Here is a 14,935-nt window from a genome sequence, read left to right as displayed (position 1 = left end):
TATCAAAATGCAAATCATCTTTGAAATCTTTAGCATCTTGTTGAGATTTTCTTGATTCATTGCTCACATCCACAATCCATTGGTTCTTGAAGAGGATTAAAATAATTTGCGAAAATTTTTATAAACTCTCCAACTGTAAAACAACACTGTGTACCCCAGTCCTGGCACACTTCCAAAGTCAATAAAAAAAGCGACCCAAGCCCAATGCCGTAGAGTGTTTTCAGGGTAAAAATAGAACCCAACAAATAAAAGTATCCCGGCAATCAACGGCATCCACGATGGAGCATGCCCCTTTGTCACGCCGAGGTAAACAACATACCAGTTCAAAATTGCTAACCACAAACCAATTAAAAACATAACAACAAAAAGAATATGTAATATCACGACGATTTTTCCTCATTAAAGTTCCTTATATCCCGGAATACCTCAATTCTCTACATGCCATATCATTGACATTACTTTGTCAAAAAAACAAGGGCTATAATTAATAGCGAAATCGGCAGAAGCAACCACTTTAATCCATCGATAATTAACTCACTCGGCTGAATGGCATCAACTCTATGTGAGTAATCAACTACAGCTTTGACCTCTAGCGGATCAAAATCATAAGAATTTCCAAACTGAAGTTCAATTGCAATTACTTTCAGTTCTTCCTTGGTCTTACCGCAATATTCATCATCAATCTCATAATCCAGCGAGAGAATCAAAGACTTCGCCTTGTCTTCATTACTGGTAGGCACAAATCCACAATTCGAACATTTGCTCATCGGATGTTTCTTCTCCACCCCACAATTGATACACACAGAATACGTCATTGGCATTCACACTGACTCTGTTGCCAGTCTCCATATTAATAACCCGCATAAAATGATCTGACCGCAATACCAGGCACACCTAATTGGATGGCATAGCGTGCAATATTCGCCAACATTGCCTGAGTTCTTCCCCATCTAGGTGCAAATCCCAACCAAGTATTCCAGCTCACAGGCATGGTTAATAAGTTCCATCCTCCATTCACAAATGAGGTTGTAGTCAAGGAACACAGATTTGTTTTGAGGAAAGGGGTATGTCCTTATTTTAGAACAACGTTGGGTACGCTCCCTGTTTTGAGCAAACCGATGATGATGATCACCACCAATGGTTCTAATCCAACAAGAGAAGAAATATGTTTGACTATATTTCATTCAGATTGGTTTATACTTTTTTTATGCCTTTCATCCCGAATAAAAAGAACGACGTTTTTTTCGATATCGTAAAATAGACTTACCCTATCCATGTTTTTAACATACACCCTGTTTAATTCTGCACTGTTTACCAGCGTCCAGTTTCCTTTTATGGCACGACTATCAATTTCGCGGAAATAATCCCCTACATAAGTAAATGAAACAGGAAAAGAAAAAGAAAAAGAGTTTGTATCAAAATTGAAAACCCCAGGATAGAACCCTGTCTTTCCCACCAAAAATGGCTGGAAATCAGGATATTTACCCAAATCAGACTCCATAGTTTCTACGTTTTCAGACCGATACATCAAAGTAATCATTGCAAGCAAAGATGCGATGAAAAGGAGAGTGGAAAATAGTATTTTTGACATATTTTAGGGTCTATGGATATTTAAAGCTCAATGTGAATTGATTTCAGTAGCACACAAAAATCATAGCCGAAAAAGACGAATCCGTTTTATCGGCTTAAATTTCCTCCTTTGTCATTTAAACGCGGTTGATTCTTGATTAGTTTGAGCATATCATGAGCTTTGTCAAAGAAATACTGGGAAGTATCCTGGTTTCTCGTTTGATATTTATCACCAAACATCATTATATTATCTCTAAGTCGCTAACACGTATCCACAACGCATTTGACCATAATGGATTAGAAAGCTCATTATGACATTCCAACTTCATCGCTATCAAATCTTGATCAAACCGCACAAGAAACCGCTTATCTTTAGACCAAGAAGGTATTTCATCAGAAATAATCTCTCCTTCACAGCCAATTAAACGCCAATAATCCTCGTAATCTCGAATTTGGACACACGTTGGCTTGCTCTGTTTGTTGTCCACCGATTTTAATCTTACTCTTTTTCCGACATACATGAAAATACTCTTTCAAAAGTCTAAAATTTGGAATATTCTGGTGTGTAACCACCCCTAGGATGTGTACGTTCCAATGTAGTGTCAATGTCTATTGACCACGCTCGGCAGCACCAGCCTGACCGGCAAGCCTAGTTCGCAACTCGAATTTGACCGCCCAACTCCTGTGATTTTCCCGCCATTGTCTGCCCCCTGTCCCCCCATCCCAATTTATCTGGTACAAATAATGACATCTCCATCATGATTAGTTACAAAAGCCCTTTTCCCAGGTTCAAGGCTAATTATCCCTTCCAATGGCCAATCTTTCGGGGTGATGAGCGAAAATCTCTGGACAACGACTGATGGACGCGAGTGCCCCACTGCAATGACTACAGCATCACATTCAGGATCTGGACAAAAAGCAGGGTCATGCAGGATAGCTTTGACAGGCACTAAAAGCTCAACAAAATACGCGCCGCTTCGCCTTTTATCTTCCTCCCACAAATCCCATGGACGAATTTTTCTCCACTTTGACTGCGTGGAAGATGTAAATAAAGCAATCCAACGCGCTGCCACAGCTTCATTGAGAAAAGCTTCCGCGAAAGCTCTGAAATGCCGTTCAGCAATGGCAAGAGGATTCAGTATTGGCTGGGTCTGGGAACTCATAGTGAACGTTTGGCTTGAATTGAATTGATCATTGCGATTTTATCGTGAAAGTGCAGACAGCCTCTCTTTGGAATCGTCGTCGGGGCGGCAGTTCCTTCAAAACAGGGACAGACCACTCTGTCCAACCCAGGCATTACGATCACCACAATCGCCGGTCTGTCCGTTGGTACATTTGAAATCACACTCCATTTGATTTTCCTTGACGCAGTGCGTGCGCGCCACCGCCTGATGCATTTTCATCATAGGCCGAATCATCCAGCGATTTCACGGTGATGATGCGGTAGAGTATGGTCGCGCCCTGTTTGTGCTTCAGCGGTTCCGGGAATTTTGCCAGAAATTTACAACGGAAGTAAGCGTCATCTCTGGGTAAAGTCTGCCGAATGTGTTCTGTCCTGATTAATCCATGATTGGTCAGGGTAAGTTCGCCATAAGAAAACTTCGTCTGCTGCCATTTTAGGCAGATTGATACTGTGCGAGCTGAGCACAACGACCACTGCCGGCACATCAATTTCAAAGGTGGCATTCAGGGTAATTTCATATCGGTCTTCGATGGTAATTTCGCGTACCCGGCCATTCAACCGTAATGAGGTTGCCGCCAAGGAATACGGGTTGATTTCGGAGGGAAAGGGGTATGTCCCCATGTTTGAACAGCGTTGGATACGCTCCTTACTTTTCTCTTCCTGTAGAAGAGTTGCATAAGGATTTTCTGGCAATCAATATTTTTCTCAACTGCGCCTCTGTATGCGTGAAATGTCGATAAGATGTACATACGAAATGCTGAAGCCTGGGATGTTCCGCAACAGGATTCAAATCTCCATCTAAAACATCTGTATCCATAATCACCAACCAGAATAAATCCGGCATCTCACGAATAAACTGCAAGTCTGGCATGGCTGTACATCCCATATATACCATTTTACGCAGACCATGAAGGCAGCTCCAGTCAAACCCACCTTGTACCAGACAACGACATTTGTCAAAATCTATCTCTTTCAGATTCTTCAACCTGGAAAGCTGTGATATATCACGCAGTTTTCGAGCCTGATAGATTAGAACTTTTTCCAATTCAGGGTAACGTTCAATTCCTTGAAGGCTTTCAATGGAGGTTTGAGGAAAACTTATCTCTTTCAAGTTATCAGCGCGTGGCAATGCTTCCAGGTTTGTGTACTTGCCAGATAAACAAAGCCCAAGTAAATTTGGATAGTTGTCTGCAAATTTCATGGAAGGAAAATATTTTTGCCCCCATAATTCAAGACAGGTAAATGGTCGGCAATCTTTCAGCCCATTGATTCCGTCATTGCAGGAAAATCCTTGAAGACTATTCGCATGTTGACAAAGAGGACTTAAATCAATTTTTCGATCCAGCATCAGATGCAAGTAAGTTATTTTTCTGAAAATCGATAGAAACTCAATATCTTTTAACCCAGGATTTTCGAATTCAGATATGCGTAACTCGTTATAACGTCCAGTTGCCCAAAGTTCTGCACAGGCTGCACCATGCCGTGCATCAACACATAAAGTTCGGGCGCGTAACTCCCCATTGATAATAGTATCAACTTCCCGCGCACGCCCAGGCATATCCATTATCTTCTCCTATTTCGTATAGTAGATTACACAATTCTGGTTGTGCACCCATACTCCACGAGTACCTACATAATAAGTATGAAAATCTTCAATCTCCAGATTATAAACCGTACAACGGTATATATTTTCTGGTTTCCAAACATCAACACCCCCATTGTCATCATGCATCGAACCTGTTCTACTCGGCAAATAGCCAAATTCAGCCGATCTCCCTCCTTGAGTTAGATCTACGTGCATCCCAGTAGAGAAATAGCTGCCATCAAATCCATCGGGTGCAGGAGCCCAAGCGGCATTTGATCTCTCAGAACGCTTCATTGGGGCAGCCCAAAAAGCCATCGCTATCTCTCCATCAGACAAAATTAATTGTGGTAAATGTTCGCTGGAAGTATGGAAAAGTCCATCTACTCTCGTCCAACCCATACCCTCCACCCAGAATGGCTGGTTCGGTGTCACAATCAATTTAAAAGCTGATTCCTGCCTAATCAATCGATGCTCTCTTTTTGCCTGTTCTACCTCGGACTTTGGACATATTTCGACACACCAAACCTCTTTCTCTTTAAATTGCAGTGTCTTGGTAACACGCTTGTAAGCCTGTTCACTATTCCCATCTTCCGGCATGGAAAGTACATAGTCCCCCACCTTGATTTCCTCAATGGATTTCAGCCCTTCCTTGGTATGTACCAGTGTTCCGGCAATAAAACACCCGCCCGGATCCTTCACAGCGCGTAGCCCGGACATCGCGCAGGGTGAAAAAGTGAAGCACCTTCCACCATTGAACGGTTGAGTGCGTACATCGGTAAATGGTGGATAACGCTACGCTCATCCCCTCCACAAAATCTCATGTCAAAATCGGGTTTTCTGTACATAACACATTCCTCATATTAAAAAATGCCACGCTCAACGCATAAGTGCATAGAGGCACTGTGACCGACATGGGTTAAGGAGCGGCAGTCTTGTCCCCGATTTTCCGCTTTAGGTATCCAGAGAAATTTCATCCCATGCATCGTTAGAAAGCGCCCATTCCAAAGCTCGCCTTCGTTCGATTACAGTCCAGACATTAATATTCCGCTCAATTACTATGCCATTTACACGCTCCTCTACCATAGACCAATGCATACAATAATAAACATCCCACATTTGAGCCACCTCAATACTGTCCCGCAGAGTACAAAAAGAGTCCATTGATGGAGCAGCAATTGAGGGTACGCCATCATTTACATCTGCAACGGGAAAGTGCCTTACCAAATTATCTGGAACATAGCCATTGATATTTAATTCGTTTTCTTTTCCAAGAAGCCAACACAACGCATACAACCCTTCGACCATATCCAGATAAGTCTCCTTTTTGCTTTCCGTTAAGCAAGCATCTGGCATATTGAATATTTGCTGCTCATCGTCCGTTAAGCAGCTATATAGTCCATGACTTAACAACCATGTCCTGTCATAATCCAAAAATCTCTCGCCATCGACCAGCCGCAGTATAAAAATATACATTGCCAATGCCCTGTTTTGAATTTCAGAACAAGAACGACGTAAACAGGGAATAGCCTCATCCATTGGCGGCAGAAGTTCATGGATTTCATACCGACCTCCGCTTTTTTGAAGAATCTCGTGAGATCGCTTTCTTAACGCTTGTGTGCTTATCATTTTCTTCCTCCATAACTAAATATAGCTAAACTATTAAATTTTTCAAAATAACTAACCAAATAAACCATTCAGCCGAAATAATTCCTATACACAATTTAAACAGCGTATCAATGCCATTAAGCCTTAAAAATTTGTGCACAGCTTTTATCCATATCCATTTATGTTCTACAGCTAAACCATTTTCTTTTTCATCACACAGCAATCCGAAATAATTAAGTTCTGCATGGTAGAAGCCGGAATGAACAACGGTATCTATGTGCAAAAAATAATAGCATAGCCATATAATCAAACTGTAAGATTTACTCCTGGCACAGAGTTTTAAACGCCCTAATATTGAAAATACCTCGAAAAGATTCTAAAAAATAGTTTAACAATATATCCAATATGCTTACTGCTCAAACTCCCAATAAGCTTCTTTTTTTTCTGGGATAGGGTCTGGAAGCGCAAACACATCAAGTTGATTAGATGGTATACAGTCTTTATAACAATCACTTCTAACTATAGCTTTATTTCCAGGCTTAACATTCCGAACATCCAGCCATACGCCGCCAGTCAGTATTTTCTTCTTGATATCACTAACACCAATTGACAAATATGGCAATGATATTTCCGAGCAATTTTCTATTTCAAACAATGCATCACCATCTTCAGCAAAGCCAATTAATTTCCATTTAAACAACCTTCGTGCATCTACAATTCGCTGATCTTTTTGAGAGAATGGTTTTGGTCCATTTATGATACGTTCCCAACGTTTCTGAGAATATTTTGATTTCGTCCAATTATAAGCAGAAATCAGCCATTCAGAAAAACCAGGAAACACTTCGATTACCTCATCATTTGCCGACACTACATATACCTTGTGAGGGCATCCATTAATAATAGAGTTCTCCTCGAAACAAACATGTTGGCAGCCACGATCACCAAATCCGATATAGGTATTTCCATCCTTGCAAACATGACACCTATACTCTTTAAGTGGATAGACCATCATTTTTGGAGCATCATGGCAATCTGTAAAAAGTTTTGCCCATCCAAATTCCGCGATAAAATCGGCATAATCACCAGCAATAGAAATCCTTCTCCCATCTTTTTCATAAAATAAATCGCTGCCTGACATTTTATCAAATATATGAAATCGCTTCGATTTTATTGAAGCAATCTCCGATCGAAACCAATCAAACGATGTATTTTTATCTGCAGCCATTATTCACCACTCCCGACATTATTATGAAAATCATTTCAAATTAATCATTTCGACAGGTACTTCTGTGGTTATTGTTAAATGAACAGCACTGGGGCTATCCTTGCTCGTTCTTAATATGACATTCAAAGTTTGATGTGATGTTTTGATAACAATATGCTGAGGATTGTCATGTGGAAAAAATGCATCAACCCCAAGGAATTTAATTAACGGACTTGTTTCAACTTCAGACATAATGCAGTTATCTGCATATTTCATTCCAAGACCAACTTGGATTATTTCCGGAACAATTAAATGTGCAAGAACAGAATTACCAAAATTAATATCAATATATAATTCTGGATCAACTGGTAATAATCGCCCACCTTGAGCTAATTGAAGTGGCTGTAGTCTGCATGAGAATCCAGCATCACTTTCCATAGCATGAACAAGCAAATGTTCATGATATTTATCGAGTATTGTATCCATACTAATAGCCTGTGTTTCGCCGAGTCAGGTACTATCACCAACCTGAACAGTTGGGCATCTAGACCCGGGCAGGGGATGGTTTTCTGTTCGATACGAATGCCGGCAATGGTAGTTGTACCAAACAGAAGATCATTCAAGTCTTTAACCTTGAGATCGCTAACGCGCATACTCTCTTCATCGGAGAAGATGGTATACTGATTCATAATGTGCATGATGATACACCAGGAAACAATCAGGCGCAAAATAAGCAATTCAAATATACATGTCAATTTATTGAGAGTAACCTTTTGATAAAAGGGGGAAGAGGAAGCTGCACGAAGAAATTACAGGACGAAACATGAGTGCTGAAGATATAATAAAAAAGGGAATATTGATGTTTTGATGTGATCGGTCAGTCACTATGAATACTAAAAAAGTTAACGCCTTAAATTATGATCTATCCCGGATAAAGGGAGGTAGAGTGATGTCTGTCAGTAGAAGTATGGCATCGCTTGTAATGATAGAATTAAAATTTAATGGCGGGGAAAAATCTTATATCTGGCTAAAATATGGGAATTGGTATTACTTTGATAAGAGAAAAATCAGGTGCACTACTGAAAGCAGCGGTAAAAAAATTGATTCATGGATGGCATTGATAAAGGGGAAAAAAATTGAAGATGCACAATTTAATGTGAAAACCATTACTCTTTCTGTGAAGATAGAGGGCAATATATCTATATGTGTACATCCATGCACTTCGAGAGAGTTTGAGCATTGGGATGTATTTATTTCTAATGGCTGGTGGACATTTGGCCCTGGACTTGCATTGACTTGGGTTAAAGGTGAAGCCTAAGAAAACAGGGAGCACACGAGGGCGTTCAAAATTCTGTGTCAGGGATAAATTTTATGGTTTGATGATATCATCAAGCCTGCCCTCGAAATAAATAATAGCACTGTCTGCATTTCTTTATCGTTGCACCCATATTTCCTGAGCTTCTTGCATCTGCCCATTCGCTGAATACATAAAGAAACCGAATGATCACGCTCTTGGGAATATTTGCCGATGCGGTTAAAAAATATTCTCCGTAAATGCAGAACTGCCCAAAAAACACTTTTCAGGCAGCCTATTTAGTCAATCCAAACAATTCCGGCCCAATGAACGAACATAAGAAAAAATGGAATTATTGACATCGTGTCATAATCCCATTTTCTTGAGCAGCTTTAATTGTTTCCAACGACAGTATTACCGTTTAAAGCTCTGTTTAATTTGTCTCTATCCAAACTGTTTTCCCAGCGCGCCACCACAACAGAGGCACAAGCATTGCCCACCAAATTGGTTAAAGCGCGGCATTCCGACATAAAGCGGTCAATGCCCAAAATCAACGCCATGGCTTCTACCGGTACGGTAGGAACAACCGACAAAGTAGCCGCCAAAGTAATAAAACCTGCTCCGGTAACACCGGCTGCGCCTTTTGAACTTAACATGGCAACCAGCAGCAACAAAATTTGCTGTTGCAGTGTTAAATCAATATTACATGCTTGCGCAATAAATAAGGCTGCCAAAGTCATATAAATATTAGTGCCGTCAAGATTAAACGAATAGCCCGTCGGAATCACCAAGCCCACCACTGATTTTTCACAGCCTGCCTTGTGCATTTTATCCATTAACGTGGGCAATGCCGCTTCTGAAGAGCTTGTACCCAACACCAGCAGCAATTCCTCTTTGATATAACGCATCAATTTCAAAATGGAAAATCCGTTATACCGCGCCACTGCACCCAATACAATCAACACAAACAACAGCGAAGTAATGTAGAAGGTAAGAATCAAAAACAACAAATTACCAATTGAACCGATGCCGTATTTGCCAATGGTAAATGCCATCGCGCCAAACGCACCAATCGGAGCGGCTTTCATTAAAATCGCCACTATTTTAAATATCGGCGCAGATAATTCTTGGAAAAAGCTTACCAACGGCGCGGCTTTATCACCGATACTGGCCAAAGAAACGCCAAATAACACTGCAATAAACAAGGTTTGCAGAATATTACCGCCGGTTAATGGGCTGAAAAGAGTGGTGGGGATAATATCCATCAGGAAGCCGGTTAAGGTGGCATCGTGCGATTTTTGCACGTATTCATGCACCTTTTCAGATTGCAAGGTTGCCGGGTCAATGTTTAAACCGCTTCCGGGCTGAGCAACATTGGCAACCACCAAACCGATCACCAAAGCCAAAGTAGAGAAAGTAAGGAAGTAGATCATGGCTTTTCCTGCCACCCTGCCTACTGCTTTCATATTGCTCATACTGGCAATACCGGTAATCACTGTTAAGAAAATCACCGGTGAAATAATCATTTTTACCAATTTGATGAACGCATCACCCAAAGGTTTCATACTCTCACCAACCGAAGGATAAAAATAACCCAACAAAATACCAATGGTAATAGCGATAAGCACTTGAACATAAAGAATTTGATACCATTTGTGTTTCTTAATTTCTTCTTTGTTCATTTCCTCAATATCAAGCGATAACATAAAACAAAACTCCCTTTGCTAAATGAAAAAAATTGACTCAATCAAATACTGCTTTAACCATGTTCAATGATGTATTTAAAGTTACTTTTTATCAAGTTATTTTATTATCTCGGTATTATTTCTGCTAAACAGTCATAAAAAAATTTATCCCCACGCAACTGCATTACTGATTATTTTAATAAGGCGAAATTTCAATATTATGCTGTTCTTTTAATGCCATATCCGTCAATATCACTGTTTTCAACTTTTTAATCCTGCCCTATCTTCGGGTAAAAAAACAACAGATTCACTCTGCCTGCTTTGCTACATTTTTCTCGCGAATGTTCGCGGCATACTGAACCGTTTACTGCAAATTGTGCATTTACTGTTTAATTCTGCTGAAAACAGATGAAGCGAAGACAAGCATTTTGATGACGGTTTCATCTACGGTTGATTAACCGATCAGAGGGGCATACGGGCGAATCGATAAGCCGGGTTCTGTCGTTGGACAGTCATTCCTCTAGGCGCATCGTTACCCATGCGCTCAAGCAACCTACCCGAATGCTCGGCGAGCAGCGTCATCGCATTCTGTTTGGTCTTGCTCCGAATGGGGTTTAGCCTGCTACGCGTTGTTACCAACGGCACGGTGCGCTCTTACCGCACCATTTCACCCTTACCTGTGCTGCCTTTTCAGGCAGCCATCGGCGGTTATGCTTTCTGTTCCACTAATCCGTCGCCTCTCGACGCCCGACCGTTAATCGGCATTCTGCTCTGCGGAGCCCGGACTTTCCTCCCCGTGTTTTCACACGCGGCGACTGTCTGATTTGCCCGTATGCGGAGCGAATTGTAACAAACTTTATGCCGTGCCGTATTGGCTTCGGTATCGGGCAACCGGTTCTCGGTATGCCGCCAAAGCTGTGCTGTTGTCCAAAAGCATGATTAAGTCTTGCAAAGTGGCAATGGCAATCACAGGCAAGCCATACTGCTGTTCCACTTCTTGTACGGCAGAAATATCGCCCGTGCCTTTTTCCATGCGGTCCAGCGCAATCACCACACCGGCAGGCGTTGCACCGGCTGCCTGAATTAATTGCACGGATTCGCGTACCGATGTGCCGGCGGAAATCACATCATCAATAATCAACACGCGTCCGTTTAACGGCGCACCCACCAACACCCCGCCTTCACCGTGGTCTTTGGCTTCTTTGCGGTTGTAGGCAAACGGCACGTTTACGCCGTTTTCAGCCAGCATCATCGCGGTTGTCGCCGCCAAAATAATGCCTTTATAGGCAGGACCAAACAACATATCAAACGGCAGATTCCGTGCTTGAATGGCTTGGGCATAGAATTTTGCCAGCTGCAGCATACCGCTTCCGTCATTAAACAGCCCTGCATTGAAGAAATAGGGCGATAACCGCCCTGCTTTGGTCGTAAATTCGCCAAATTTTAAGACGTTTTGCTGCAGGGCGAATTGAAGAAATTGGCAGCGAAAATCAGACATGGGTTTTCCTTATAATGAGAACAATGGCAAACTGAAACACAAGCAAAATGTTAAATATCACACGCCCTGTTTTGGCGGGCAATTGACGCCGCAATCCGCGGTTTACCGTTTCGGTACACCGAGTAAATGAATTGCCATATCAATTTTATCGCGCTGCCAGCGGTTGGACTGCCTCATATTTTGCTGTTTGGTTATGTTATTTGACCATAAAATAGCAGAATTTTACTTGAAAAGGGATCAATGCGTGTTACGAGTCATTTCAGCCAATGTCAACGGCATTCGTTCGGCGGCAAAAAAAGGGTTTTTGGATTATTTGGTTCAGGCAAATGCCGATATTGTGTGTGTACAGGAATTGAAAGCGCAAGAAGCCGACATGGACGAAGCGATGAAACACCCAAACCAGATGCACGGTGTGTGGCACACGGCACAAAAACGTGGTTACAGCGGCGTTGCCATTTACAGTAAGCGCAAACCCGATGCGGTGCAAATCGGTTTGGGTGTACCTGAATTCGATGAAGAAGGGCGGTTTATCCGCGCCGATTTCGGACAATTAAGCGTGATTTCTTTGTATTTACCTTCAGGCAGCAGCTCAGATGAGCGGCAACAAGCCAAATTTCGATTTTTAGACGCTTTTTTGCCGATACTGGCTGAATTAAAAAATGAGGGGCGCGAGATGCTGATTTGCGGTGATTGGAATATTGCCCACCACAATATTGATTTAAAAAACTGGCGCGGCAATCAAAAAAATTCAGGCTTTCTGCCAGAAGAGCGAGCGTGGCTCACCCGCGTGATTGAGGAATTGGTCTGGGTGGATGTGTGGCGCACTTTATACCCTGACGCACCCGGTTATACTTGGTGGAGCAATCGCGGTCAAGCCTACGCCAAAGACGTGGGCTGGCGCATCGATTACCATATGTGTACACCGAATTTAGCGGGAAAAGCACGAACAGCACACGTATATAAAGACGAAAAATTTTCTGACCACGCGCCTTTGGTGGTGGATTACGACAGCTCAATTGACTGAATGGCTGCCTGAAAACAATGCACACACCGGCAAAACAGACACAAAATCCGTGTATGATTGAACCCTTATTAAATTGATACGGCAAACAACATAAAAAAGGCAAACCATGAATGCGGCAGAACTGGAAGACCTCGCCTTGTGGCTGATTCGCGATGCCGATGAAACATCGGAAATGTGGCTTGACCGCTGGCAAGTCAGCTATCCCTCATCGTTTTTGAGCCAAGCGAGTGCCATGCAAACGGCAGCGCAATGGCAGCGTTTGCTGCAAGGCGATGCAGACCGCATCAATGCCCAAAACATTATGGTGGTGGCGCACGGCATCGGTGCATTGGCGTGGCTGGCGTGGTGGTATCAAAGCGATATTCTCACTCAAAAACGCGTTCGCGCAGTCATGTTGGTGTCGCCGCCGCAAGCGATTTGCCAACAAGAGGCTTTCGAGGTTTGCTCACGTGTGCGCTTAATCAATCTGCCCGCCGCGCTGGTTGTCGGGCAAGATGATGTTTTGTGTCCGAAATCTTGGGCACAAACCCAAGCACAATCGTGGCAAATGCGTTTATGTGAAGCACCGCAAAGCGGGCATTTAAATGAATCGCTGCACGGCTGGCAATGGGGCATGAAATTGATGCAAAAAATGCTGCTGGCGTAAGCAGATAAAAACGGGCACAGCGGCATTTTCCGGCTGCCTGAAAGTTTTGTTGTATGCACACACAAAAACAACTCATCGGCAGCAACAGTTTACTTGCAGAAAGCAGCTGAAGTTTAATTAACCAATTGTATCCATTATAAAAACTTACCACACACCTGAATAATTATGAAAACCACATTTGAAGTCAAATCAGCGCGTTTAGATGTTTTATCCATTCAATTAAATACCGCTGATTTAGCCCAAATCCACGCCGACCTCAAAACCCGCGCCGCTCGTTTGAGCGAATTTCGGCACATACCGTTTATTTTAGATGTTACTGCGTTTGAACGGCCCGCTGCTTTGAACTTGGCAAGAGTTATCACTTTATTTGCGCAGTTTCATTTGAAATTTGTTGCCTTGCGTCATCGCAACCAGCAGTGGGCGGAAACGGCGCAGCAGCATCATCTGTTATTCAGCAAGCTGCCTGAAAACACCGCCGCATCTGCTGCCCCAACCACGGCAACGCCGCCGAAAGAAAAACAACCATTGATTAAACCGCCGCTGGTGATTGACCGCCCGATTCGCACCGGTCAGCAGGTTTATGCCGAAAACTCGGATTTATTGGTGATGGCACTGGTGAGCGAAGGCGCGGAGATTCTGGCAGACGGCAATATTTATGTGTATGCCCGTTTGCGCGGCCGCGCATTGGCAGGTGCAGGCGGCAATAAAAATGCCCGTATTTTTGTGCAGTCCTTACAGGCGGAATTAGTATCGGTGGCGGGGGTGTACCGCGTTCTCGATCAACAACTGCCCGCCCATTTACACCACAAACCGGCACAAATTTATCTGCAAGAAGACCGCTTGGTTATCAGTGCCATTGAAGCGGACTAGCCGCGTTTTATACAGACTGCTTTTAAAACTGTGTTAATACTTTAAAAAATATCTGAACAATTCAGTTGCATTAAAGATACCAATCAATAAACGACAATCCATATCAAAAATAAATTACTTTTACCTCTTTATAATCTTTCTTTTTTACTGAGATTCTAATTTCAGTTAAAAAGGAAAGATTAAACTCTTTAGAAATAATCAACCATTTTAAATATTATGGTAATAATAAGCACCGTAATCAATATATGTTTTCAAACCAATGGCGGCATCGGACAAAATCGCTTTTACTGATGCCAAAATCCGCAAAATTTTGCTCAAAAACCTTACATTCATGCAAACATTGGCGTATTGGCATCTGCGCATTGTCTAAACAGAATTCAAACTGCCTTCCCTTCTTTATCACAGCAAGCAGCATCACTCAATTGATAGATTTTAATGATTTTTCAAATATTTCTTCCTCTGCACCAATCACGAATACCCATAATATTTTTGGGACAAGACAACCAAACAAGGTAAAAACAAGACAACTAAATTTTCTCGGTTCTAAACCATTTAAGCAAGATTTTATAGATATTTTGCTCTCTATGGTTAAAACGAAACTCAGTTTCTTTAAGATGAATTTCAAATAAGTGCTTATGAATACCTTTAAACTTCGCCAAGCGGTGTTTAGCGAAGCCCCAAAAGCTTTCAATACCGTTTACATGATTGCCCTTACCGTCGGAAAATTCATCATTACCATGATTGACACGAAAATGCTTTTCAAAACCCACAT

At 42.2% G+C, this 14,935-nt stretch carries 18 protein-coding genes and 1 other RNA gene; 4 read left to right on the top strand and 15 right to left on the bottom strand.

Going from position 1 to position 14,935, the window contains the following annotated elements; all coding sequences use genetic code 11:
* Positions 1-96 precede the first annotated feature (96 nt).
* The 11 genes from Q384_RS05430 to Q384_RS05375 all read right to left on the bottom strand — a co-directional run bounded on the left by Q384_RS05430 (position 97) and on the right by Q384_RS05375 (position 7,632).
* Positions 97-384: a hypothetical protein gene (locus Q384_RS05430; RefSeq protein WP_156956463.1), complete on the bottom strand. Its 288-nt coding sequence runs from the start codon at positions 382-384 to the stop codon at positions 97-99.
* A gap of 71 nt (positions 385-455) precedes the next feature.
* Positions 456-821, bottom strand: a complete 366-nt coding sequence (locus Q384_RS05425) for a hypothetical protein (protein ID WP_156956462.1) — start codon at positions 819-821, stop codon at positions 456-458.
* 359 nt (positions 822-1,180) lie between these two features.
* Positions 1,181-1,501 (bottom strand): hypothetical protein, encoded by a 321-nt coding sequence (locus Q384_RS05420; RefSeq protein ID WP_156956461.1) that lies wholly within the window; start codon positions 1,499-1,501, stop codon positions 1,181-1,183.
* A gap of 310 nt (positions 1,502-1,811) precedes the next feature.
* Positions 1,812-2,090, bottom strand: a complete 279-nt coding sequence (locus Q384_RS05415; protein WP_037586453.1) for a hypothetical protein — start codon at positions 2,088-2,090, stop codon at positions 1,812-1,814.
* 207 nt (positions 2,091-2,297) lie between these two features.
* Entirely contained in the window at positions 2,298-2,732 is a 435-nt protein-coding gene (locus Q384_RS05410) for a hypothetical protein (protein WP_037586452.1), read from the bottom strand.
* 178 nt (positions 2,733-2,910) lie between these two features.
* Entirely contained in the window at positions 2,911-3,255 is a 345-nt protein-coding gene (locus Q384_RS13230) for a hypothetical protein (RefSeq protein ID WP_156956460.1), read from the bottom strand.
* Between the two features lie 143 nt (positions 3,256-3,398).
* Complete coding sequence (locus Q384_RS05400; RefSeq protein ID WP_037586450.1) at positions 3,399-4,316, bottom strand: hypothetical protein; 918 nt, start codon at positions 4,314-4,316, stop codon at positions 3,399-3,401.
* A 9-nt stretch (positions 4,317-4,325) separates the two neighbouring features.
* Positions 4,326-5,036, bottom strand: a complete 711-nt coding sequence (locus Q384_RS05395; RefSeq protein WP_211251086.1) for a Hint domain-containing protein — start codon at positions 5,034-5,036, stop codon at positions 4,326-4,328.
* Positions 5,037-5,288: 252 nt separating this feature from the next.
* Positions 5,289-5,963, bottom strand: a complete 675-nt coding sequence (locus Q384_RS05390) for a DUF4272 domain-containing protein (protein WP_037586448.1) — start codon at positions 5,961-5,963, stop codon at positions 5,289-5,291.
* Between the two features lie 388 nt (positions 5,964-6,351).
* Positions 6,352-7,167, bottom strand: coding sequence for a hypothetical protein (locus Q384_RS05380; RefSeq protein ID WP_037586446.1), 816 nt, complete (start codon positions 7,165-7,167; stop codon positions 6,352-6,354).
* 30 nt (positions 7,168-7,197) lie between these two features.
* A complete protein-coding gene (locus Q384_RS05375) occupies positions 7,198-7,632 on the bottom strand; it encodes a hypothetical protein (protein ID WP_037586445.1) in 435 nt (144 codons plus the stop codon).
* A gap of 400 nt (positions 7,633-8,032) precedes the next feature.
* Here Q384_RS05375 and Q384_RS05370 point away from each other — a divergent pair, with 400 nt between their 5' ends.
* The gene (locus Q384_RS05370; RefSeq protein ID WP_037586444.1) at positions 8,033-8,464 is read left to right on the top strand and encodes a hypothetical protein; all 432 of its coding nucleotides are present in this window, start codon (positions 8,033-8,035) and stop codon (positions 8,462-8,464) included.
* A 368-nt stretch (positions 8,465-8,832) separates the two neighbouring features.
* Here Q384_RS05370 and Q384_RS05365 read toward each other — a convergent pair whose 3' ends face one another.
* The 3 genes from Q384_RS05365 to pyrE form a co-directional block, all read right to left on the bottom strand.
* A complete protein-coding gene (locus Q384_RS05365; RefSeq protein ID WP_037586443.1) occupies positions 8,833-10,146 on the bottom strand; it encodes a dicarboxylate/amino acid:cation symporter in 1,314 nt (437 codons plus the stop codon).
* A 450-nt stretch (positions 10,147-10,596) separates the two neighbouring features.
* Positions 10,597-10,956, bottom strand: an RNA gene (rnpB, locus tag Q384_RS12615) — RNase P RNA component class A.
* A gap of 25 nt (positions 10,957-10,981) precedes the next feature.
* Positions 10,982-11,623 (bottom strand): orotate phosphoribosyltransferase, encoded by a 642-nt coding sequence (pyrE, locus tag Q384_RS05360; protein WP_037586442.1) that lies wholly within the window; start codon positions 11,621-11,623, stop codon positions 10,982-10,984.
* 244 nt (positions 11,624-11,867) lie between these two features.
* Here pyrE and Q384_RS05355 point away from each other — a divergent pair, with 244 nt between their 5' ends.
* From Q384_RS05355 to minC, 3 genes are all read left to right on the top strand, one after another.
* Positions 11,868-12,647 (top strand): exodeoxyribonuclease III, encoded by a 780-nt coding sequence (locus Q384_RS05355; protein ID WP_037586469.1) that lies wholly within the window; start codon positions 11,868-11,870, stop codon positions 12,645-12,647.
* Positions 12,648-12,753: 106 nt separating this feature from the next.
* Positions 12,754-13,293 carry an alpha/beta hydrolase gene (locus Q384_RS05350; protein ID WP_037586441.1) on the top strand — a complete coding sequence of 180 codons (540 nt, stop codon included), beginning with the start codon at positions 12,754-12,756 and terminating at the stop codon, positions 13,291-13,293.
* Between the two features lie 165 nt (positions 13,294-13,458).
* On the top strand, positions 13,459-14,163 hold the full coding sequence (minC, locus tag Q384_RS05345; protein ID WP_037586440.1) for a septum site-determining protein MinC: 705 nt from the start codon (positions 13,459-13,461) through the stop codon (positions 14,161-14,163).
* 527 nt (positions 14,164-14,690) lie between these two features.
* On the opposite strand, the gene Q384_RS05340 is transcribed toward minC, so the two are convergent.
* The coding region (locus tag Q384_RS05340; RefSeq protein ID WP_037586439.1) for a transposase at positions 14,691-14,935 on the bottom strand (245 nt) is incomplete at its 5' end.

Origin of the sequence: Stenoxybacter acetivorans DSM 19021, assembly GCF_000745895.1 — a bacterium.
In the GTDB taxonomy this organism is placed as follows: Bacteria; Pseudomonadota; Gammaproteobacteria; order Burkholderiales; family Neisseriaceae; genus Stenoxybacter; species Stenoxybacter acetivorans.
The sequence above is the reverse complement of the archived record's forward strand: the minus strand, read 5'-3'. Positions and strand labels throughout refer to the sequence as shown.

Coding starts and splice junctions, on each gene's coding strand:
- Q384_RS13230 (WP_156956460.1), bottom strand. CDS start 3,255: ATGCCACCTTTGAAATTGATGTGCCGGCAGTGGTCGTTGTGCTCAGCT.
- Q384_RS05350 (WP_037586441.1), top strand. CDS start 12,754: ATGAATGCGGCAGAACTGGAAGACCTCGCCTTGTGGCTGATTCGCGAT.
- Q384_RS05380 (WP_037586446.1), bottom strand. CDS start 7,167: ATGGCTGCAGATAAAAATACATCGTTTGATTGGTTTCGATCGGAGATT.
- Q384_RS05415 (WP_037586453.1), bottom strand. CDS start 2,090: ATGTATGTCGGAAAAAGAGTAAGATTAAAATCGGTGGACAACAAACAG.
- minC (WP_037586440.1), top strand. CDS start 13,459: ATGAAAACCACATTTGAAGTCAAATCAGCGCGTTTAGATGTTTTATCC.
- Q384_RS05370 (WP_037586444.1), top strand. CDS start 8,033: ATGAATACTAAAAAAGTTAACGCCTTAAATTATGATCTATCCCGGATA.
- Q384_RS05390 (WP_037586448.1), bottom strand. CDS start 5,963: ATGATAAGCACACAAGCGTTAAGAAAGCGATCTCACGAGATTCTTCAA.
- Q384_RS05410 (WP_037586452.1), bottom strand. CDS start 2,732: ATGAGTTCCCAGACCCAGCCAATACTGAATCCTCTTGCCATTGCTGAA.
- Q384_RS05375 (WP_037586445.1), bottom strand. CDS start 7,632: ATGGATACAATACTCGATAAATATCATGAACATTTGCTTGTTCATGCT.
- Q384_RS05400 (WP_037586450.1), bottom strand. CDS start 4,316: ATGGATATGCCTGGGCGTGCGCGGGAAGTTGATACTATTATCAATGGG.
- Q384_RS05420 (WP_156956461.1), bottom strand. CDS start 1,501: ATGGAGTCTGATTTGGGTAAATATCCTGATTTCCAGCCATTTTTGGTG.
- Q384_RS05365 (WP_037586443.1), bottom strand. CDS start 10,146: ATGTTATCGCTTGATATTGAGGAAATGAACAAAGAAGAAATTAAGAAA.
- pyrE (WP_037586442.1), bottom strand. CDS start 11,623: ATGTCTGATTTTCGCTGCCAATTTCTTCAATTCGCCCTGCAGCAAAAC.
- Q384_RS05425 (WP_156956462.1), bottom strand. CDS start 821: ATGCCAATGACGTATTCTGTGTGTATCAATTGTGGGGTGGAGAAGAAA.